This window comes from Streptomyces sp. WM4235 (assembly GCF_001279725.1).
Taxonomy (GTDB): domain Bacteria; phylum Actinomycetota; class Actinomycetes; order Streptomycetales; family Streptomycetaceae; genus Streptomyces.
Genome location: NZ_LGDE01000449.1, coordinates 1 through 21574, shown reverse-complemented (window position 1 = coordinate 21574; position 21574 = coordinate 1). Strand labels below are relative to the sequence as shown.

Genomic DNA, 21574 nt, shown 5'->3' with positions numbered 1-21574 from the left:
GGCACCTGCGCCCGACTGAAAGTCGGGCGCAGGGAGCCAAACAGGGAGCTACGTGTGGGATTCAGGGCTGGCTGCCGGCTTCCTTCGGCCCGCCCTGCCCGAAGATCTCGTCCATGGCCATGGCCATGGCCTCGGCCCCGTCACGACTGGTTGCCGTACGCGATGTAGACCTTGTCACCAAATGCCGGAATCTGCGAAAATGCTGCAAAACGACAGTCGGCCCGGATATCGTCCCAGCTCAGAAAGCCTGCTCCCCACACCCGCGGCGACGTACACGGGGATCGTCTGACCCTCGTGTGGCGTCAGGCCGCATGATCGGTGACGTGGAAGATCACTGGGCCGTGGGGCGCGTCTCCACCGAAGCGGTCGCGCACCTGCGCCGACTACGCGGCCTGCTGCTGGAGCTGCGTGATCCTGCCGACGCCATGGTGGCGGCCATCGACAGAGAACTTGAGGCACAGGCGAAGGGACTGAAGGTGACACCGGAGGAGCAACTGAAGATGCTGGAGGCCCGGCTGTACGACGCGATCGGCGGCGCTATACCGCGACACGGCGCACCGAGCCGCGGATCGCCGCGCAGATCTGGCATGCGCTGGGGACGCGCAGACGGTGTTGAACGTCGGGGCCGGGACCTGTCCTCGACGAGTGGTATGCCGGCCGACATCAGCTACCGTCTGCTGCCGGTCTGACGGCCCGGCCTCACTTCAGATGTCGGTTGAAGAACAGGGTCGCGGCGTCCCCCGCGAACTGCGGGACGCCGGTGTGCCCGCCGAGGTTGGCGTGCAGGGACTTCTCCTTGGAGCCGAGGGCGTCGAACAGGTCCAGGGCCGCCTGCCGGTCATTCCCTTCGTCGTCCCACTGCAACAGGACGTGCAGTGGAATGGTGACCTGCCGGGCCTCCTCGAACATGGCGCGCGGCACGAGACTCCCGGCGAACAGAACAGCGGCCGAGATGCGAGGCTCGACCACCGCCAGCCGGATGCCGATGGAGATCAATCCCCCCGAGTAGCCGACCGGGCCGCCGATCTCGGGCAGGGAAAGGAAGGCGTCCAGGGCCGCCTGCCATTCCGGCACCGCCTCTTCGACCAGTGGGAGGACGAGGGCGTCGACGATCTCGGTGCTGACGGGCTCGCCGGCCTCGATCGCCCGGCGCATGTCGGCACGGGCCCGCTCGGTGGCGGGCCGGCGGGGCCGGTCGCCGCCTCCGGGGAGCTCGATGGTGGCCGTGGCGAAGCCCTCCGCCGCGGAGTGCCGGGCCCGGGCCACCAGTCGGGGGTACATCTTCCGCAGCCCGAGGGGAGGGTGGCCGAGCAGGATCAGCGGCGCCGGTGCGGATGCGGATGCCGATGTGGGTGTCCACAGGATCCCGGGGATCTCGCCGAGGTTGAATTCGCGTTCGAGGACGCCGTCGTCGAGGCGTTGCTCGGAAGTGAAATGCATGGTCGTGCCTTTCGGGAGTGCACTGGAACGGCGCTCCCGGACGACCTATCGCCCGACCGTGACCCCGGAGGAGAGCACCCATGTCGATACTGCGTTCACGGGTACCACCTCCTCGTTCTCTCGCACGGCCTCCGAGAACGTAGCAGTGGTCGCGGTGGTCCGCCAAACGAGTTTCTCTCGCGGATGCTCCGTGTCCGCGTCGGACGCCACGGACACGGAACCTCACCGCGGAGTTGCTCGCGGTGTGGTCGCCACTTTCCGACCGGCGGCTCTGCGAACGCGGGGTGCACTGGCGCTGTCGTTTCTCATGGGCATCGAACACGAGGTGCCGCAGACGCCTCCCCAACTCGTATGCAGGTGCTCCCGGTTATCGTGAATCCAACCAACGGCCCGCTGGCGTGACGGGCGTCAAGCGCAACGACCGGCGGCGAGCGGACATTACTCGGTGTGGACCAGCAACTGTTCGCCGCCATCTACGATGCGCACGCGCGGGCGGTGTACGCGCATGCCGTCCGCATGACCTCCTGTCCCGTCGGCGCGGAAGACATCGCCTCCCTCACCTTCCTTGAGGCTTGGCGGCTCCGCGAGACCCTCGACGGTGTCACCGGCCACCGAGCCTGGCTGCTCGGGGTCGCCACCAACGTCATGCCGCAGCTCGTACCCTGCCTCACTGCAGGGTCAGGGGCGCACACCTGGCACACTCGCCGCTGACCCAACTCCCGCGAACGCCCGAGCCTGCAAGGCCGGGCATTCGGTGGCAGCGGCGTCACAGCCCGGGTTCGTGAGAATCGAAGCGGAGGTCCACGTCGTAGCCGACGGCACGGTGACCCACCTCTGCGGCGCGTACGGCCAGTGGAAGCCCTGCCCCACGTGTCCCTGACCAGCGACAATCATCTGCATGGCAGCTCCTACTCGATTGCGGTGCTTGAATGGACCGTCGTTCCTGGTCTGGCAAGGAGAATCGCTGTGCCCCTGGTGTCTGTCGTGATGCCCGTATACAACTCGGCAGCCACTCTTGGCGCAGCCGTCCGATCGGTGCTCACACAGACCCACAGCGATCTGGAGCTACTGGTCACCGACGATCAGTCTTCCGATGGCTCCATGGACCTGCTCCGCGAGTTCGCGGAGCAGGACGAACGCGTCCTGCCGGAGTGGGCACCCGAGCAGGGCGGTGCGGGCCGGGCCCGCAATCTCGCGATCAAGCGGGCCCGCGGGGACTACATCGCCTTTCTCGACAGCGACGACATGTGGCTTCCGGAGAAGACCGAGAAGCAGCTCGCCTTCGCCGCGGAGGCCACTGCGCCTTTGACGTTCACCTCGTACTTCAAGATGGACGCCGACTACGACGGTGAGAGCACCGACTGGGTCCCGAACGGCCGGGTGGTCCGTGCCCGGGAGCACGTGGACTACCGCGCGATGCTGGTCCAAGACCACATCGGTGCTCTCACCGCCATGTACGACCGCAATGTCCTGGGCACGAGGCTGATGCCGGAGATGCGCAAGCGCCAGGACTACGCCCTCTGGCTGTCGATCATGCGGGACGGCGCTGACGCTCGGGGTCTGGCTGAGCCGCTTGCGGTGTACAGGGCCCACCAGGCGGGATCGCTGTCCTCCAACAAGCTGTCGCTCGTGCAATACAACTGGGCCCTGTACCGCGAGCACGAGCACCTGTCGATTCCGCGGGCGACGCGGGCGCTGGCCGGCGCCGCGTGGCAGTCGCTGCGCAACTCTCGCATCTGAATCCGTGCACGGGCCCGGGGGCCCGGTGCGCGACTGTTTCCGGGTCATACCCGACCGGGCCCCGCCCCGTGTTCGTTCGGTGGCTGGGATCGAGAGCGGGATTCGGTCGGTCTCCGGTGCCGGCGGCCGGCTACGTGGCCGAGCCGTCGCCGGCCCTCGCGCGCGCAGGAACAGTTGGAGGAGCAGCCGCCGGTCGGCGACGGGGGTGGTCTCCTGACCGCTGTGGAGAGCCTCCCGACCGTGCAGGAAGCGGCGCTGGGCAACGTCGTCGGGCTCACCAAGGACGGACTGCTCCCCGCACCCGCGGGGATACTGCCCCAGCTCACGGCGGACTGTGCTCAGCTCCGCCGTCAGTGACAGTCACCTGAGGGGCAAATACGGGGGACCACGATGTACAACGGGCCCAGATCATCGAGCTGTTCACGCGCCTCGTCGGCCCGGGCGTCGAGGCCGCTGATACTCCCCGGCCGGTCCGGCCCGTCCCCTGCTTCGTGCGGCCTCGAATCCACCACTCTGGTTCGGGACCGCAGCAGGAAGGGGTCCGTCTTCACGTTCCACGGGCCGGCTACGTGGCCGAGGTGTTTCGGCGCGGCTCGGCCAGTCGGTCCTGAAGCTCGGCGGTGAGCTCGGCGGTGGTGAGGGTGCCGTCGAGGATGAGATGGGCGTGGTCGCGGGTGGGTGCGACGTGGCGGGTGTACGAGCGGTGGCTGATGTCGTACCCGAGGAGTCCGGGAACCGGGTCCTGGCCCTCCTGGAGTTTGCGGAGGGTTTTGCGGACGACGCGAATGTCGGCGGGGGTCTCGACGTAAACGGCCAGTGTGGCGATGGCGGTGAGCGCGGGTAGGGCGAGCGCAAAGATGCCTTCCACGATCACGAGCGGAGCGGCGGCGTGCCCGGCGAGCGCGGCCTTGATGCGGTCGCTGTCGAGAGCGAGCGGGTCGCTGAAGTCCACGACCCGGCCCGGCCCGTCGAAGCGGGGGAGGCTGGGGGCCAGGTCGGGGTCGCGGTGGTAACAGGAGTCGAGGTGGACCAGCGCTGCGCCGGGCACCGTGTCGGCGAGGGCCTTGGCGAGGGCGGTCTTGCCGGAGCCGGCACCCCCACCGATGAGCAGGATTCGTGGCGAGGAGTGCTGGTTCGCGGTCACGTGCGCGGCGCCTCAATCCAGGGATCGGGTTGAGGTCGCGAGTCTAGCCGCGGAGTGGCCCCGGGGAGGCGCGGCTTGGGGACCATCGGGCTCTTGCTTCGTACGGCCGCTCGCGCCGGCGAGCCATCTGTCGTCGACACCGTGTGAGCTTCTCGCCCCGTCATTTGCCCGTTCCTGAGAGCTGGCGCGTGCTTCCCGAAGTGCTGCGCATTTCTTGACGAAGAAGGCGACAAAGGAGCGCGGAACGGCGCCTGACCGTTTCCAGGCCTCCGGCCGCGTGACGACCAACATGCGTGTCGGCGGGGCCCAGAAGGTCAAGAGGACAGCCGGGCTCTGTCCCGGCAGCAAGTGCGAAGCTTCGTCGGCGAGTTGTCGTCGGTGTGCGGCGTCGCGGGAGCCATCGAAAGGTGCGGATGATACCCCGCCCGTGACACCGATGATCCGGTGTGTGCCTGCACACATTTCCCTTACATCTCTCCCGCGGCGGTGCGGCTGAGGCGGTCCGGCAGCGTTCGGAGTGCCGCAGCCCTTGTGCCGTCAGGGCGCAAGGACCGGGGGAGTGTCGCGTGGCGACTCGGTGCGTGTCGCCCTTCGCGCGGAATCAACACTTCCGGTGGCCGGTCGGAGGACTCGCTGATCTCGGCAAGTCGTCTTGTGGTCGAAGTTTGGCGGAAAGTCGACGCTTGGGTGAACAAAATGTGTTCCTTGAGTGGACAGGGTGGACAGGAATTGTCGAATCCGTTTTGACGGTCTCTTTGCGATCTTCAAGACTGCCCCTCCGACCGCCCGTACTCATCAGTAACTGTGTGCGGGAGCTAACAGGGGGATCCGAAAACAGAATGAAGAAGAGCCACTCGAACTCCGCTCGTGTGCGGATGGCTGTCACCCGAGGGCTGGTGACCGCAACCGCTCTGGCTTCCGTCACCGGCATGGCCGCGCCCCTCGCCGTCGCGGCTCCGTCGGGCACCGTGGTCTCGGCCGCCGGGATCGGGACCACCGAGAAGCAGCGGGTGGACGCCGCCGCCGTGGTGCGCCTCGAACCCGGCCCGGACGTACTGCTGCTCAGCGACCACGACTTCCTCCACGCCCTTTGGCAGAAGGCGCGGGACGGCGGGGAGAACTTCGAGTCGGTACGACTGGCCGCCGAGGCCGCCATGACGAGCGAGGTGGCCGAGGACCACGTCCGGTTCATCACCACCGGCATCCACGCCGCGTACGCCGTCGACAAGCAGCGCGAGAAGGACAAGGCCGACGCCGCCCGCGCGGCCCGCCTCGCCAAGTCCCAGGCACTGATCGCGGTCGGTATCCCGAACGGCCCCGACCTGCTCGACCTGAGCGACGACAACTTCATCCGTGCGGTCATGCGCCACGAAGCCGCCGGTCCCGAGGTCCGCACCGCCGCCGCGCGTGCCCTGGCCGGTGACACCGCCGCCTGGCAGGAGTTCATCACCAACGGCGCCCGGGAGGCCCACCGGCGCGACGTCGCCAACGAGTTGAAGGAACTCGAAGCCAAGAATCGCGCCGAGGCCGAGCGTCGCAAGGAGCTCGCCGCACGTACCGATACCGCCGCCCTGTTCCGCATCACGCCGTCCGATGCCGCGCTGGCCCTCGGCGACGACAACTTCATCCGCGAACTCCTGCGCCTCGCACCGGCCGACTTCAAGGAGAGCGAGCTCTTCGCGGCGGCGCAGCGCGCGGTCCTCAGCCCGGATCCGGCCGTGTGGAAGCAGTTCATCCACACCGGCGCCGAAGAGGCGTACAAGAAGGACGACGAGGCGCGCCGCAAGACCGTCGCCGCCGCCAACCGCCGGCTCGCGCTGCAGGTCCAGACCGCCGCCGAGAAGACTGGCATGAACCCCAACCTGGTCGCGGTCGCGAAGAAGGCGTTGGCCGGCAGCGACGAGGAGGTCGCGCGGTTCCTCAAGGAGGACAGCCTGTACCGGGCCAAGCGGCAGTCGCTGCAGCCGGCGAGCGGCAAGCCGGTCGGCTTCATCATCCGGCAGTCGGGTGTCGACGCCGGTGAGGTGTTCCTCGCCCCGGTGTCGGTGAGTTCCAAGCAGGCCGACCGCGAGGACGCCACCTGGATCGTCGTTTCCGCGCTGGGGGGCCAGCCGGGCTGCTACTCCTTCGAGTCCGCCCGCAAGCCCGGTCACTACCTGTCCCTGCAGGACCTGCGGGTCAAGATGATCGCGAGCGACGACAGCGTGCAGTTCCGCAAGGACGCCACCTGGTGCGCCAAGAAGGGCCTCAGCGGCTCCGGTACGTCTTTCGAGTCGGCGAGCCTGCCGGGCCGCTTCCTGCGCCAGTACTGGGGCGACCTGTACGCGGTCGACAAGGCGAGCGGCAATCGTGACGACACGCCGAAGGACTTCGCACAGGACACCTCCTGGAAACTCACCACCCCGCTCGCGCCCTGATCGCAGCCGGCCGAGTCCTTTCCTCCAGACCTGAGTAGAACGGAAACACCCCATGTCTCGGATCGTCCGATCCGTCCTGGCCGCCGGGGCCAGCCTCGCCGCGCTCGCCGGCGGTGTGACCGCTGCCGTCGCCGATGAGCAGCCCGCCGCGCTCGCCACGGCCCCGTTGGCCGTACAGCTCAAGGTCGAGCACAGCGGCCAGTGCCTCACCATCCCCAAGGCCGGCATGCGCAACGGTGTCAATGCCGTCCAGTCCGCGTGTGCCGACGGCGCCGACAGCCAGCGGTTCGACCTGGTGTCCACCGGCGCGGGCACCTTCGAGCTGCGGGCCGGACACAGCGGCAAGTGCCTCGACGTCGAGGGCGCGGGCACCAGCTCCGGCACGCTCGTCCAGCAGTGGTGGTGCGTGGAGGCGCCGCAGCAGCGCTGGAGCCTGGCCATGGTCGACATCGCCAAGGAACTGTACGAGCTGCGACCCGCCCACACCCCGCCGAACGTGAACCGATGCCTGGACATCGCCTCCTCCGGCAAGGAGGACGGCGCGAGCGCCCAGTTGTCGGCCTGCAACGGCAAGGCCTCCCAGAAGTGGCGCCTCCAGCCGATCACGGCCGCCTGAGAACCCCGAACACGCGAAAGGAAACGGATCCCATCATGTCTCGGATCATCCGGGCCGCCCTGGCCGTGAGCGCCACCGTCGCCGTACTCGCCGGCACGGCCACCGCCGTGCATGCCGAAGGAAGCATCGACGGCCGCACCACCTCGGGCGACGCCGCCGCGGCGGCGCGCGAGGCAGCCCTCAACGCGGCCGCCGCGGCGCAGGAGGCCAGGTCCCGCGCCGGCATGCCTCAGACGGTCATCCAGCTCACGGCATCCCACAGCGGCAAGTGCCTGGACATCGAAGCCGGCAAGACCACCAACGGCATCCACGTCCAGCAGCACACCTGCGGCGGCACCACCGCCCAGCAGTGGACCGCCGTCGCCACGGCGGGCGGGAGCTTCGAACTGCGCTCCGTCCTGAGCGGCAAGTGCCTCGAAGTGGAGAACGCCGGTACCAAGTCCGGCTCCGTCATCCAGCAGTGGGCGTGCGTGGGCGAGGAGCATCAGCGCTGGCAGCTGATGCTGATCGACCCCGTCCGCAAGCTGTACGAGCTGCAGCCTGCCCACGCCGACGGCATGTGCCTGGAGGTCGCCGGCGGAAAGAAGGACGACGGCGCCAACACACAGCTGTACACGTGCAACCGCACGGCAGCCCAACTGTGGCAGGTCCAGCAGGTCAAGTGAGTCGCCGCTCGGGCGCGTAAGCGCGTCCACCGAGCGTTGTGGAGGGGCTGGGCAGGCTGTGTAGCCCTGCCCCTCCACCGTTTAACACGTTGAACACGATTCTTGTTTTCCCAAGGGGGGTCTGAGTTGAGTCGTCAGTGGTGGGGCACGCGGGCGCTGGGCATCGGTCTGTTGGCCTGCGGGATCGCGATCGGGGGCATGGGGCCCGCGTGGGCCGATGCCCGCGCCGGAACGGTCGCCGCGCCGTCGGCCGTCGTCACCGGCGAGCCCTCCGCCTTCACGGTGCCGGTCGGCGCGGACGGGCAGGCGCTCTCCCCCGAGCTGGCCGCCGCCATCGAGGAGGCGCGGCGACAGGTGACGTCGATGGCGAAGACGCACCCGGCCGCCGAGGTGCGCACGTCGGCGTGGAACGCGCTGCGCAGCTCCCGCGGCGACGAGGCACTCCTGGAGTGGTTCGCACCCGGTGCCGGCTTCGACTACGCGAAGCAGCGGGCGCGGGAGACCCGTGCCCGTAACAAGGCGTTCTGCGAGCGGGTGGCCGCCACGCACACGGCGGGATTCTCCCCAGAGGTGCGGGCGGCCGCGACGCGGGCACTGAAGGGCAGCGCCGCCGAGCAGGCGGCGTTCGTGACGACGGGATACGCGCAGGCACAGCAACTCGACCGGGCGGCGCGCGAGTCCGGGGAACGGCAGCGGATGGAAGTCACCGCCAAGGAAAGGGACTTCGTACGCGACCGGGCCGATCAGGATGCGGGCGAGCAGGTACGGGTCGCGGCGCGGTGGGCGTTGCGGCCGGGCGCCGCGGACACGGACGTGGCGGAGTTCTTCGGCTACGGCTGGGCGACCGGCGCCGCGTTGGACCTGGAGGCCTATCGGACTCGGGTCGCCGACGCGGACGCGGTCCGACACTACGGATTGACGCGCCTGATCAAGGAGGCCACGGACGCCGAGGCGGCCGTGCGGGGCGCGGTGGACGCGGCCAAGGCCCGCGCCGAGGCGAGGCGGGCCTGGAAGGCGGTGTCCGAGCACTCCGATGCGGCGCGGCGCGCGTGGCTGGCGGAGCAGGCCGCCGCGACCGCCCAGGCGGAGAACTGGCAGGCCGTCGTCGCACTGTCCCGGGAGCCGGCGCAGGAAATCTGGAAGACGATCTCGGCCACCGCCGAGACCAACCAGAAAGCCTGGGCCGGCGAACAGGCCCGGGCACAGGAGGCCGCGGCGTTCTGGCAGGCCATGCACGACCGCGCCCAGGACGGCGAAAACCGCACCCGCGACTGACCCGACATCGTGCGGCCGGCTCGTGACCGGGACCGGCCGCACGGCATTCGACCATCCCGCCCCTGACCAGGGTGGGCAATTTCCTGATTCATTCGTCTAGGGGGTTTTCCCGTGTGGGGAAGTTTCCGGCCCAGGGCCGGAAGGCCACGCCTCGGCGTGGCCGCGAACGTACGAAGAGGCGTGTCCATAGCGGTCGCCTTGGCGGTGCTGGGCACCGTCACCGGTGAGGCCGCTGCCGCGACCGCCGGACGCGATGAGAAGCCGTCGCTGACGCGGACGGTGCAGTCGCTGGACCAGCTGGTGGCAGCGCTGAAGCCGAAGGACGCCGCCGCGCCGTCGGCCGTCGGAAAGTCGCAACTCGACCGGATGAGCGACGAGCGGGACCGTCAACTCGTCGAGGACTTCGTCGAGTTCGACGAGGACGAAGAGGTCCGCGAGGCCGCCAAGAAGGCCCTCGCCAGCTCCGACCCGAACGCGATCCGCGATTTCCTGCAGCATGGTGTGGCCGAGGCCCGCCAACGTGCCAAGGACAAGCGGGCCGGCGCCGACGTCGAGAACCGCCGGAAGATCGAGGCGCTGCGCGGCACCGGTGGCCCGTTCTTCAACACCGAGGTCGAGCGGGTGCTGAAGGGCACGCCGCAGGACCGCGCCGACTTCCTGGCCTTCGGCGCCGAGATCGCCAAGCAGCGTGACGAGGCGCAGAAGCAGAACACGACCAAGCGCGCGGAGGAGCTGCGCAAGCGCGTCCAGATGCTGGCGTCGGTGGGTGGCCCCGCGGTGAAGGTGGCCGCGCAGGCCGCGCTGGACGCGGGCACCGACGCGGCGATCACGGAATTCCTGGAGAAGGGCTACCAGGCCGCGTCGAAGCAGGACGCCGACAACCAGGCCGCACACCTGAAAGCGCTGAAGGACGCCACGGAGGCCGCGGAGAAGCTGCGGGATCTCGCCCACAGAGCCGCTGTCGCCGCCGAGGCCCGTACCAAGCTGATCGCCGTACACGGCGACGCCGTCAGGGCGCTGGAAGACGCTTCCAACGCCATGTCGTCGGCGGCCTCCGCCTCCCGCGAGGCGGACCGGATGCTGGCGGCCGACCGGGCGGGCAAGCGTCTGTCGAACTACGACAAGGTCAAGGCCGAGGTCGCGCGTCAGGTCGGGTACGCCCAGGACGCCGCCAGGGCGGCGCAGGTCGCGGCCGCCCGGGCCAAGATACAAGCCGATGTCCTGGTGCAGACCGGCCTGGAGCACGGCGTCCAGTGGTCCGAGGTCGCCTCGGGCATCGCCGCCGCGGCGGACGCCGCGTGGAAGGCCGGCCAGACGGCTCAGCACGCGGTGGACGCCACCGCCGCCACCGCGGCCGGCCTGAACGCCAAGAACCAGGCCGAACTGAGCGAGCAACAGGCCAAGTTGTGGCGGGCGAACGCCGAGGAGCACGCCCGGGCCGGGGCCCGGATGGCCGAGGCCGCGGACAAGCAGGCGAAGATCGCCGCGAGTGCCGCGGAGCGCGCCAAGGACGCGCGCGTGGCGGCCGAGCAGGCTGAACGCGAGGCGTGGGAGCACGCCCGCAAGACCCGCGAGAACCGCATCGAGGCGGAGCGTCAGGCGGTGATCGCGGCCGAGCAACGCAAGATCGCCGAGCGTGAGCGCGACCTCGCCGCGGCGGCCCGGGCCCGGGCCGAGCACGAGCGGGACATCGCCGCGGCGGCCCGTGCGCGCGCCGAGGCCGAGGCCCGTACGGCGTCCGCCGCCCGTGCGCAGGCACAGGCGGCCGCCGCGACGGCCGCGTCCGCGCGGGCGGACGCCGCCCGCCAGGACGGCATCGCCGCCGAGTCGGACCGCCAGGCGCGGGCGGAGGAGACCAACGCCCGCAACGCCCGTGACGCCGCGCGCACGGCCGAACAGCGACACCAGGCGCAGGAATCCCGTGCCCGGGCCACCGAGTCGATGGCCGCCTCCGGCCGCGGCACGATCCACGCCGCCGAAGCCCGGGCCGCCGCAAACGCGGCACGCGCCGACGCCGACACCGCCGGAACGGCGGCCGGTGAGGCCCGCGGCGCCGCCGACACCGCGAGCGGTGCGGCCATCCGCTCCCGCTCCGCGGCGACCGAGGCCGCCGGCGCGGCCGCCCGGGCGCGGGCCGCGGCGGCCGAGGCCACCGCACACGCCGCGCGGGCCAACGCGGCGGCCAACAAGGCCGAAGCCGCAGCGTTCGCAGCGAATGCCGCGGCCAACAAGGCCGAGGCGCAAGCCGCAGCCACGCACGCCGCGGCCCAGCGCGCCAACCAGAAGGCCGCGGAAGCCACGGCCCAGGAGGCCCGCGCCGGCATCGCCGCGCACGAGGCCGGCCGACTCGCCGGACTCGCCGCCATGGCGGCGAACAACTCCTACCAGGCCGCGAACCGCACCAAGGATGAGGCACAGGGAGCCGTCCGCGAGGCGGCCATGGCACGCCTCCAGTCGACCATCGCCGTCAAGGCGTCCGACGCGGCACGCAGCACCGCCGCCGGCATCGCCGACCCCGCGAACACCGCGATCACACTGACCGCGCCGTTCGCCGGGAAGGACGTCGACGCCGACTTCGCCGCCGAGGTCGCCGCCGCCGCGGAGCAGATGGGCGCCGAGCAGGTCACCGCGGCCGAGGCGAAGGCCGCGGAGGCGGTCAAGGCCGCCGAAGCCGCCGAAACCGCGGCCAAGGGGGCCAACGTTCAGGTCGCTCCGGCCTTCAAGGCCGCCGCGGACGCGGCGCGTTCGTCCGCGAACGCCGCGCGTTCCGCCGCCGCGGCCATGAGGTCGGCTGCGCAGGCCGCCGAGGACGGCGCCAAGGCCCGCACGGCGGCCGCGCGCGCCAACCAGGCCGATGCCCAGGCCCAGGCCGACGCCAAACTCGCCCGCGAGGCCGCCAACAGGGCCTTCGCGGACGCGACGGCCGCCCGCAACGCCGCCAACCAGGCGGAGGCGGAAGCCTCCCGCGCCCGAGGCGCCGCCGCCGAGGCCGACAACCACGCGGTCGCCGCGAACAGCGCCGCCAACCTGGCCGAGCACGAGGCCGGCGTCGCCCAGGGCGCCGCCGCCCAGGCGGAGAAGGACGCCGCGGACGCCAACAAGTTCGCGGAGTCCGCCGACGGCCACGCCAAGTCCGCCGAAGCCGCGGCCAAGAACGCCAACACGTACGCCAGAGAAGCGGACGAGGCGGCGAAGAAGGCCGAGGAGTACGAGCTCGAGCAGCAGCGCAAGGCCCGCGAAGCGGCGGCCAAGGAGGTCAAGGAGGTCAAGGAGGGCGGCGACCAGCACCCGAAGCTGACCGACGAGGAGATCGCGGCGCTGAAGGCGGCCGGCATCACGCCGGAACAGTGGGCGATGGCCCGCCAACTGGACAAGAAGAACTTCCTCGACTTCCTCGTCGAGAACGGCGGTCAGATCATCGTCGACCTCCTCTTCGAAGACATCGAGAAGTGCTTCGAAAAACCCAACTTCGAGGACTGCTTCTGGGCCGCGGTCGGCGCCCTCCCCTGGGGCAAGGCGCTGAAGATCATCAAGGAAATGCCGGCGATCGCCAAAGCCCTCAAGAGCATCGTCACCGGCCTCAACGACTTCCTCGACAAATCCGCCGAAGCCAAGAAGCTGTTGGCCAAGGGCGAGGAAGTCCTCGAAAAGCTCCGCAAGAAGAACCCGCCGTGCGTGCCCGGCAAGAAACACAGCTTCGCGCCCGGCACTCCGGTCCGCATGGCCGACGGCACCAACAAGCCGATCCAGGACATCCGGGTCGGCGAGCAAGTCCTGGCCACCGACCCCGAAACCGGCAAGACCGCAGCCCGCGCCGTCACCCACCTGATCACCGGCGAAGGCGACAAGAACCTGCGCGAACTCGCCGTCGACACCGACGGCGCAGCCGGCCAAGCCACAGGCACCATCACCGCCACCGACATCCACCCCTTCTGGGTCGAAAACCGGCACACCTGGGTGAACGCCGCAGACCTCAAGACCGGCGACCGACTGCGCACACCCGAAGGCGAACTCAAGGAACTCATCGGCATCCGCGCATGGACCGAACGAATGCGCGTCCACAACCTCACAGTCGACGACCTCCACACCTACTATGTACTCGCCGGGGAAACGCCGGTCCTGGTGCACAATGACGGTGATGTATCCGGAGTTGTCTTCTATCGCGGGGTGAAGTCAGGCGAGCAGCTCTCATTCGCAGGGAGATTGGGTACCGACTTCAAGGTTGACAAGGTGACCGGGTTTGTTATTCCCGGGCGCGGCATATCACTTACGACGCAACCCGACTCGCTGGGGAAGTTTGGTCGAGTTGGCGTTCCGGTCGATGCCTCCAGCATTCCGAACGGACTGGAGATTGTTCAGGTGGGCAAGCCCGGGCACTATGAACTGGCGGTTAAGCCGGGCGTCAACATGACGCCGGACGAGTTTCAGGGCAAGCTTGGAGCGGTCCGCCCAGTTGCCGGTTGCCCCTGAGCGATGTCCGACGTTACGTAGGAGGTGTTCAAGTCGAAGTATCAGATAGTTTTTCCGGAGGGCCTCGATGAATTCGACTGGTCTGAGATCGAGAATAAAGGTTGGATTGACGGCGTCCGGATTTCATGGAGTGGTAAAAGCTGGACGCTGTCGTTTTTCGACGAAAATCGACTGCCACAGGCCGTTGCCATCGACATCGATCGAATGGGATACTTCTCGGCCAGGAATGTAATTGTAGTTCGACGAGTTGCTCGCGATGAAATACGTCGCGCAGTGTCAGCAATGGCGGATAGGGGATTTGCCGATCTCCTGATCGACTGAAGGCGAGATGCCCTGCTGGAAATATCCACCAGGGCATCTCCTCTCTCACGAAAGACCCTGCCCCGTCAGACGCGAAATGGGAATCCCTCCCTATGTTGCGGGGATGGTTACGTCCTGCAGTACTGACGAAGGCCGCCGGGATCGGACTGCCGCATTTGATGACCCCGCTCGAGTTCCCAAGGCAAGCGCCGATTGGTTCGAATTGGCAACGGAATTCGGATTGTTCTCCGCCGACCGTCAGTTCCTGCTCTCCATCAGCGTGCCGCACCCCGATGCGGCTGATGACACGGATGTTGAGGGAGTCTGGGGGCTTGTCGAACTTACGGATGGTTGGGACATCATGGGTGCAGGCTGTGCGGCCGGTATCACAGGGAGCCCATATGGCTGTCCCGCGTTCGTCATGTCTGCTCTCGACGGATCTGTCTTCGTACAAGGCACGGTATGGCAGGACAGTATCGGGACTGCTGTCCTCCCTAACCCTCGTCGTGTTCAGTCTCTCCGCGATATTGCCCGCCTGAGCCTCGGTAAGCCCTACCAGTCAGCCGCTGAAAACGAGGACACGGTGGCTTGGCTCGCCAGGTTAGCCTGATTGGATTTCTTGCTCTCTAGCAGAGCCGGAGACAGGGGCCCCACCGAGTCGCACTCGGTGGGGCCCTTGCGTGTTATGGCGCAGCGGCAACTTCCTTATGCTCGAGCCCGTAGCGGAAGAGTTCGCGATTCCGGCTGGCGATCACATCGTCGTGGAATGGATAGGTGAAATGGGGGAGATTTCGTTGGAGTCGGATCACGCGGTTATCCACAGCCCCATGGGTGGCGACATCCGAGCCTGGGACTCGAACGGGGTCGAGATCAGGATCTGGTGACTTCTTCAACCGCGAGACTGCGGCGTCCTCATCGGACCCTCGCAGCTCGACACCCTGCTCCCCGCAGCCGCGGGGATGGCGCCTCGGGCTTGAGGCGCAGTGCACGAGGCTCCTCGGGTGTCATCGCGTGCGCCGCCCGACGGACCGTCGGCACGCCGGCGCGCGGCGCCGTTGCCAGCCGTTGGCGGTTGGTGGTCAGGCGGCGCCAAGGTGCTGGATGTGGGGCCCGGTCGGTTCGTGGACGGGCCAGCCGGGATCGCCGGTCTCGGCGAACCGTATCCACGAGTGGTGCATGAGAGTGGCGAGTGGGGCGGGCGGTTCGGCGTTGCCGAGAAGTCCTCGTGGGCCGTGCAGCGATGGCAGGGACAGGCGGTCGAAGACGAACGGCAGCTCCATGACATGGCAGGCGCCCAGTTGTCCGTCGATCGCGTCGGAGCGCCAGGCGAATTCGTAGAGGTACGTCCGTCCGGTCGTGGCGCTCGCGTGTGCGGCGGCCATCTGCCGGGTGCCGTCCGTGAACAGCCCGTCGCCGAGGATGGCGGTGCGCAGATCGGCGGCTGAGGCGGCGGGGTGCCGTGTTCGGTAGGTACGGACGGCTTCGTCGGGGTCCCGGTGGAACTTTGCCGCGGTGTCCCGGACATCGGCATCGGTGGTGCTCGCGAGAAGTCCCGACGGGGCCAGGTAGAGGGCGCCCTCGTCGCGATTGGCGCCGATCAGGAGGTCGATCTCGCCTCCCTGGCCGGCGGCGACCGCGGTGGCCGGTTGGTGCTCGCCGACCAGGCTGAAGGAGGAGATCCCGCCGAGCGGGTCGTGGTGGGTGGAGGTGCGCAGGTCCAAGCCGGTCAGGCCGGCCGTGACGGTGACGAGGTGCTCGTCGGGTACGTCGGCCAGGGCCTTGGCCGTGGGTTCGAGGTCCAGCCCGCGTCCGACCGCCGCGGTGACGATGCCGGCCTGGTCGGGGGTGAACGCGCTGGTGCCGCTGCCGCTCTGGATGATCGCCCGTCGGAACAGGCCTGCCGAGGCCGGGTCGGCGAGGACGCCGCCGACGATGGTGGCTCCGGCGGACTGGCCGAAGAGCGTGACGTTCTCGGGGTCGCCGCCGAAGCCGGCGGCGTTCTCACGGATCCAGTGCAGGGCGGCCTGGACGTCGAGCATGCCGCGGTTGTCCGGGGCGTCGGGCAGGTGCAGGAAGCCGGGGATGCCCAGGCGGTAGTTGACGGTGATCAGCACGACGCCGTCGCGGGCGAAGGCCGTGCCGTCGTAGAGCGGCGCACGGTTGGAGCCCGCGACGAACCCTCCGCCGTGCACGAACACCATTACCGGCCGGGGCGTCCCCTCCGGCCGCGGGGCCCAGATGTTGACGGTGAGGTAGTCGTCACCCCGCTGCCAACCAGGGCCGAAGTAGGGCGACATGTCGAGGGTGCCGAAGGAGTCCCGTGCGGGCTGGGGCGCGGTCGGTCCCGGCCGCGTGGTGTCACGGATGCCCGTCCACCGTTGGTGCGGGGTCGGCGCGGCGAACCGCTCGCGGCCGACGGGCGGTGCGGCGTAGGCCACATCGAGGAAGACGGTCCCGTGTTCGTGGCGGCGACCGCGGACAGGGCCTGAGGTGGTGGTGACGGTGGCGGGATCTGGGGGTGCCATCTCTGATCTCCTGGTTGCTGGTTGCTGGTTGCTGGTTGCTGGTTGTTGGTTGCCGGTTCCTGTTTGCCGGCTGCTGATTGTCGGACGTCGGTTGCCGGCTGCCGGCTGCTCATGTGGGTGGTGCCGACGCTCCGGGGTGGCCGGAGCGGCGGCGGGCTGGAATCGTGGTCAGTACCGGGTGATCGGCGCCCACTTCTTGATCGCGAATCCGCTTCCCTGGTGCTCGACCTCCAGGGCGCTGTGGCCGCTGAAGTGGGCGGGTAGGACGAGGGCGCCCGTGTCAGCGGCCCAGCCGAGGAGCCGGCGGCGGGTGCTGCGGGACTGGGCCGGGTCCTCGCAGAAGCAGCTGTTGTGGTCGGGATGCGTGACCTGCAAGGGGGTGTGCATCAGGTCGCCCGCGAACAGGGCCCGGTCGCTGCCGGAGGTCAGTGTGACGACGCTGGATCCGGGCGTGTGGCCGGGGGCTGCTTCCAGCCGCAGGCTGCCGTCGATGGTGTGGCCTTCCTCCCACAGCAGCACCTGGCCCGCGGCGTGGACGGGGGCGACGCTGTCCTCGAAGACGTTCTCGTTGACGCCGCCGGCGATGTCCGGGTTGTTCGCCGGGTTCCAGAACTCGAAGTCGGCCTTGGGCATCAGGTACGTGGCGTTCGGGAACGTGGGTACCCAGTCGCCGTCGACCAGGCGGGTGTTCCAGCCGACGTGGTCGACGTGCAGGTGGGTGTTGATCACCAGGTCGACGTCCTCGGGCCGCACACCGGCGCGTGCGAGGTTTCCGAGGTAGTCCAGCCGCAGGTGGTCCCACGCGGCGACGGCCGGGCGGCTCTTGTCGTTGCCGACGCCGGTGTCGACCAGAATCGTGCTGCCCTCGCTGCGCAGCAGCCATGTCTGCATCGCCGCATGGACCATGGCGTCGTCGGCGCCCAGGTGGTCGGGCACGAGCATGGCACGCTGCTCCTTCCATGCCTGCTCGGGCAGGTCCGGGAAGAACTGGTCCGTGGGCATGATCGGCCCGTGCGTCTCCTCGATCCGGGTGATGGTGACATCTCCCAGGGTGATCTCGTGGGTGTCCTGCATGGTGCTTCTCCGTTCGGTGGGCGGGCTGGGATCAGGCGGGGGCACGGGTACGGGTCCGGGTACGGGTGCGCTGGGGTTGGAGTGTTCGGGCTTGGAGTGCTCGGTCTTCGAGTACTGGTCTTCGAGTACTGGTCTTCGAGTACTCGGCGTGGCATGACGGGGCGGCCCGACGGGGCGGCCGGATGACAAGGACGCGGTCGTCCGGGAACGGGCCGCCGGTGCATCTCCTCGCCGGGTTCGGTGCCCGCGACGTTCAGCGGTTCAGGTGGGCGCGGAGCAGGTTGGGGTCCTGGGCCGTGACGTAGGCGGCGCTCGTCACGTAGACGGATTTCCCGCGCAGGGCGATGGCCGTGGGGTTTTGCAGGCCGTCGGCCCGGGTCAGCGCGATGGAGTGGCTGCCGTCGGGCTGGACGAGCGCGACCTGGCCGGGGCCGTTGAGGGCGGCCAGCAGCTGATCGCCGCGGCCGGTGAAGGCGAAGTCGTCGATTCCCGGCAGGCCGGTGGCCTTGGTCCGGACGCGGCCGGCACGACCGTCCGGGAGGACGGGGATGCGCAGTACGGTGCCCTTGTCGAGGTTGGTGGCCCAGACCGCACCGTTGTGGATCTTCAGGCCGTTGGCACCGAGGAAGCCGGTGGGGGCCAGTTCGGGCGCGGTGGACCAGGCGGTGGGTGTGCCGCCGGTGGTGGGCACGCGCCAGATGGTGCCGAGCACGGCGTCCGTGACGTACAGGGTGCGGGTGCGCGGATCCAGGGCCAGGCCGTTGGGCAGCCCGGCCGCGGGCAGTGCGGCGATGCGCTGCGGTTGGCCGCCGGGGCGAAGCCGCCACACGCCGGTCAGATCGGGGGTGCCGGTGGCGTACAGGAAGTACAGGGTGCCGTCGTGGGCACGGACGATTCCGACGGTCAGCGGGAATCCCAGGGCCGGGGTGTGGATACCGCCGTCGGCGGGCTTGGGCAGGGTGGCGAGGATCCGGATGGTGCCGTTGGGGGAGACCTCGGCTATCTGGCGGGCCTTGGCGAAGGTGACGTACGCGGCGCCGCCCGGTGCCAAGGCAAGATTCTCCGGCGTCTGCCCCTTGGGCAGCTCGAAATGCGCGGCGATCCGGGCGCGGCTCAGAGTCGCGGACTCGGCCGACGCCGAAGCCGACGCCGAAGCCGACGCCAATGCCGACGTCGGAGCGAGTGCTGCGGTGGCTGCCGCGACAAGAACGGCGGCCGACGCGGCGGACCTTGAGAGCTTCTTGAACATGGTTCCTTCACTGGTTTCGGGCATGCGGCAGCGATACGCCGACGCACGGGTCGGGTGGGATGGGGTGGATGGGCCGGCTTGACGGCATGCGCCCCCGGAACTGCTCCCGGCGGTGATGGTCGAATGACGCGGTCGAGTGTCAGGTTGAATGACGCGGCCGAGCGACCGGCCGAGCGACCGGCCGAATGACCGGCCGAGCGACCGGTCGCTCGGCCGTATCGGGTGGGGACGGGTGCTCGCCGTTGTCGCTGGAGGGCCCGGTGACGCGGCGCGAGCGAGGTCAGGCAGTACCGGCCCGGCGCCCCCTCCGCGCCGGGTCGGCCGCGGTGGTGTCCTGGGTGATGGTTTGGGCGAGCAGGGCCAGCGCGGCCCGCGAGGGCGAGCCCGCCTCCGTGGTGGCGACCACCGTGTTGGGGCCCGGCCCGTGGTTCATGGTGTGCTGAATGACGGTCAGTGGGCCGATCAGCGGGTGCCGCATCTCGTAGGTGGCGACGGTGCACTCCTTGACCCGATGATCGGCCCACATCGAGGAGAACTCCGCACTCTTGGCGCTCAGTTCACCCAGCAGCGCGTGCAACGCGGTGTCCTGCGGGTGCTGGGCCGCCACCACGCGCAGGTTCCCCACCACCGCCCTGGCCTTGCTCGGCCAGTCCGCGTACAGGTCGCGGGTATGACAGTCGAGGAACACCAGTCTGGCCATGTTGGGGCGCTGCCCCGGCAGGTCCGGTGCGCCACGGTCCAGGTGCCCGGCGAACAGCGCGTGCCCCAGACGATTCCACGCCAGCACGTCACTGCGCAGGCCGAGCACGATCGCGGGAACGTCCGCCAGCACCTCCAGCAACTGGGCCGTCGCCTCCGTCACACGCTCCGGCGCGGGCCGCCGGCGCTGCGTGCGATGCCTGTCTGCCCGGACCAGGTCTTGCAGGTACCGCCGCTCGGAGTCGTCCAGCCGCAGAGCCCCGGCGATCGCGTCCAACACCTCGGGCGAAGCGCTCAGCGACTGCCCTTGCTCCAGGCGGGTGTAGTAGGAGGCGCTCACCCCCGCCAGCAGCGCCAACTCCTCGCGCCGAAGACCCGGTACACGTCGGCGCTCCCCATAAGTGGGCACCCCGACATCCTCGGGGCGCAGTTGGGAGCGCCGCGCTTGCAGGAAGTCCCCGAGCTGCGATTTTCCGGTCATGGATCCGAGTATGGGCCGACTCGAAACGCGCAGCCTGCCCCAGCTGTGGATAGGCACCAGTGGGTCTGGCTCCCCGGCACGACTGGTGATGACGTGGGCGTCGCCGACCCGGCACCCACGTCATACGCACTCAGCGCACGTACCCAGTGCACGTACCCAGTGCACGTACCCCGTGCACGCACTCAGTGCACACACCCAGGAGGACGCCTTGAGCACTACCACTACCACCACCACCAGCGAACACGACCTCTTCGAGGCTCTCGACGCATCGACCTTCGCCTTCGCCAGGCGCGCATGGGTCGATGCCGCACCCGCCCGGGTCTATGACCTGGTCAGTGATGTGTCCGCGATCGGCCGCTGGAGCCCCAACGCGACCGACGTCAGGTTCGACCAGGGCGCCGGCCCTCGGGTCGGCGCCTGGTTCAGCGGCCGCAATCGGAAGGATGGCAGGGAATGGACCACCCGCTCCCAGGTCGTACGAGCCGACCCCGGCAGCGCCTTCGCCTTCGTGGTCGGCGGCGCCGAGGACGGCATCGTGCGGTGGAGCTGGACCTTCCACGCCCGGGGACGCGGAACCGTCGTCGAGCAGTCCTGGCAACTCCTCCGCCTCGACCCGGTGCTGGGCACCACCCGCGGCGACCTTGACACGCTCCGCGACTACATGACGAACAGCGTCGAAGCCACCCTGATCTCCCTCGCCCAATGGATCGCCGAGGACTGAGGATCCCTTGTGGGGGCCGACGTTGGGGACCTGCGGTACAGCCGTTGGCGCAAGGATCAGTGGGAGGTTCCATGAGGGTCGGTTCGGTCTCGAACCGCTCCGGTTCCTCCGTTGCCGCGGGGGCCCAGTGCTCACGCAGGTCCCGTACGAAGGCCGGCGCTGCCAACCCGAGCCTCCTCGCCTTCGACCCGACTGCAGACCGGTCGGACGAAGTGAGAACGCTTCAAGAATCCCGAAGTGGAGGGCCGGGGCGGAGTGTTGTCGACACCTGAGCCGGGGCTGTGTCGCTGAACCGCGATGGCCGGGGTGTCACGCCTTGAGTTCGCGGAATGTCGAGACGCCGGCCATCAGCAGGGTGGCTTCCCAGAGTCGGATGGCGTCTGCTCGCGCGGGGGTGGCGTCGAGGACGGGGCCGAAGAATGCCCGTCGGGTGCCGTCGGGGCTGGTGATGGCCAAGACGGGGGTGCCGATCTGGGCGTCGATTTGGTCGACGCCGGCGTGGTGCGAGGCGCGCAGTGCCTGGTCGTAGTCGGTGGCGGTGCCGGCCTCGGCGAGCGCGGTGGGTAGGCCGCTGCGGTGCAGGGCTTCGTCGATGTCGCCGATCCATTCGCGCGCGGTGCCGTCAGGCTCGGTCCACAGTGTGGCGTAGAACGTGCCGAGTGAGGTTCCCCCGCTGTGCGGGAGGTGCTGACTAGCTGGTCAGGGCGGGGTTACGTGGTTTCAGGTTCGCTTGATCGGTCGCTGCCTGGTTGGCGTAG

Annotated in this window: 17 protein-coding genes and 1 pseudogene; 11 read left to right on the top strand and 7 right to left on the bottom strand. The window is 69.3% G+C overall.

The features are described from left to right. Positions 1–311: 311 nt before the first annotated feature. Positions 312–633: pseudogene (locus tag ADK55_RS31130) on the top strand (MerR family transcriptional regulator); the annotation flags it as partial. Positions 634–699: 66 nt separating this feature from the next. On the opposite strand, the gene ADK55_RS31125 reads toward ADK55_RS31130, so the two are convergent. Then, complete coding sequence (locus ADK55_RS31125; RefSeq protein ID WP_053683561.1) at positions 700–1440, bottom strand: dienelactone hydrolase family protein; 741 nt, start codon at positions 1438–1440, stop codon at positions 700–702. Between the two features lie 447 nt (positions 1441–1887). Here ADK55_RS31125 and ADK55_RS31120 point away from each other — a divergent pair, with 447 nt between their 5' ends. The 3 genes from ADK55_RS31120 (at position 1888) to ADK55_RS40575 (ending at position 3537) form a co-directional block, all read left to right on the top strand. After that, entirely contained in the window at positions 1888–2151 is a 264-nt protein-coding gene (locus tag ADK55_RS31120; protein WP_053683560.1) for an RNA polymerase sigma factor, read from the top strand. A 255-nt stretch (positions 2152–2406) separates the two neighbouring features. Next, positions 2407–3180: a glycosyltransferase family 2 protein gene (locus tag ADK55_RS31115; RefSeq protein ID WP_053683558.1), complete on the top strand. Its 774-nt coding sequence runs from the start codon at positions 2407–2409 to the stop codon at positions 3178–3180. A 222-nt stretch (positions 3181–3402) separates the two neighbouring features. Next, the gene (locus ADK55_RS40575; RefSeq protein ID WP_267887367.1) at positions 3403–3537 is read left to right on the top strand and encodes a hypothetical protein; all 135 of its coding nucleotides are present in this window, start codon (positions 3403–3405) and stop codon (positions 3535–3537) included. Between the two features lie 208 nt (positions 3538–3745). Here the strand turns inward: ADK55_RS40575 and ADK55_RS31105 are convergent, their stop codons facing one another. Further along, positions 3746–4324, bottom strand: a complete 579-nt coding sequence (locus tag ADK55_RS31105) for a uridine kinase family protein (RefSeq protein ID WP_053683553.1) — start codon at positions 4322–4324, stop codon at positions 3746–3748. An 896-nt stretch (positions 4325–5220) separates the two neighbouring features. Between ADK55_RS31105 and ADK55_RS31100 the strand changes: the two genes are divergently transcribed. The 6 genes from ADK55_RS31100 (at position 5221) to ADK55_RS38900 (ending at position 14088) form a co-directional block, all read left to right on the top strand. After that, entirely contained in the window at positions 5221–6741 is a 1521-nt protein-coding gene (locus tag ADK55_RS31100; protein ID WP_234350326.1) for an AbfB domain-containing protein, read from the top strand. A 52-nt stretch (positions 6742–6793) separates the two neighbouring features. Then, positions 6794–7357, top strand: coding sequence for an RICIN domain-containing protein (locus ADK55_RS31095; protein ID WP_053683549.1), 564 nt, complete (start codon positions 6794–6796; stop codon positions 7355–7357). Positions 7358–7392: 35 nt separating this feature from the next. Beyond that, positions 7393–8022 carry an RICIN domain-containing protein gene (locus ADK55_RS31090; protein WP_053683547.1) on the top strand — a complete coding sequence of 210 codons (630 nt, stop codon included), beginning with the start codon at positions 7393–7395 and terminating at the stop codon, positions 8020–8022. 126 nt (positions 8023–8148) lie between these two features. Continuing rightward, entirely contained in the window at positions 8149–9297 is a 1149-nt protein-coding gene (locus ADK55_RS31085) for a hypothetical protein (RefSeq protein WP_053683545.1), read from the top strand. A 180-nt stretch (positions 9298–9477) separates the two neighbouring features. Then, complete coding sequence (locus ADK55_RS31080; RefSeq protein ID WP_078999611.1) at positions 9478–13767, top strand: polymorphic toxin-type HINT domain-containing protein; 4290 nt, start codon at positions 9478–9480, stop codon at positions 13765–13767. 24 nt (positions 13768–13791) lie between these two features. After that, the gene (locus ADK55_RS38900; protein WP_159041608.1) at positions 13792–14088 is read left to right on the top strand and encodes a hypothetical protein; all 297 of its coding nucleotides are present in this window, start codon (positions 13792–13794) and stop codon (positions 14086–14088) included. 1058 nt (positions 14089–15146) lie between these two features. Here ADK55_RS38900 and ADK55_RS31070 read toward each other — a convergent pair. The 4 genes from ADK55_RS31070 to ADK55_RS31055 all read right to left on the bottom strand — a co-directional run bounded on the left by ADK55_RS31070 (position 15147) and on the right by ADK55_RS31055 (position 20095). Continuing rightward, entirely contained in the window at positions 15147–16592 is a 1446-nt protein-coding gene (locus ADK55_RS31070) for a carboxylesterase/lipase family protein (protein WP_053683541.1), read from the bottom strand. Positions 16593–16760: 168 nt separating this feature from the next. Continuing rightward, positions 16761–17666: an MBL fold metallo-hydrolase gene (locus ADK55_RS31065; protein ID WP_053683540.1), complete on the bottom strand. Its 906-nt coding sequence runs from the start codon at positions 17664–17666 to the stop codon at positions 16761–16763. Between the two features lie 253 nt (positions 17667–17919). Then, positions 17920–18915, bottom strand: coding sequence for a hypothetical protein (locus tag ADK55_RS31060; RefSeq protein WP_053683537.1), 996 nt, complete (start codon positions 18913–18915; stop codon positions 17920–17922). Positions 18916–19195: 280 nt separating this feature from the next. After that, complete coding sequence (locus ADK55_RS31055) at positions 19196–20095, bottom strand: helix-turn-helix domain-containing protein (RefSeq protein WP_053683535.1); 900 nt, start codon at positions 20093–20095, stop codon at positions 19196–19198. Positions 20096–20303: 208 nt separating this feature from the next. Here ADK55_RS31055 and ADK55_RS31050 point away from each other — a divergent pair, with 208 nt between their 5' ends. Then, complete coding sequence (locus ADK55_RS31050; protein WP_053683533.1) at positions 20304–20816, top strand: SRPBCC family protein; 513 nt, start codon at positions 20304–20306, stop codon at positions 20814–20816. 309 nt (positions 20817–21125) lie between these two features. Here ADK55_RS31050 and ADK55_RS41090 read toward each other — a convergent pair whose 3' ends face one another. Beyond that, positions 21126–21410 (bottom strand): hypothetical protein, encoded by a 285-nt coding sequence (locus ADK55_RS41090; protein ID WP_420713696.1) that lies wholly within the window; start codon positions 21408–21410, stop codon positions 21126–21128. Positions 21411–21574 lie beyond the last annotated feature (164 nt).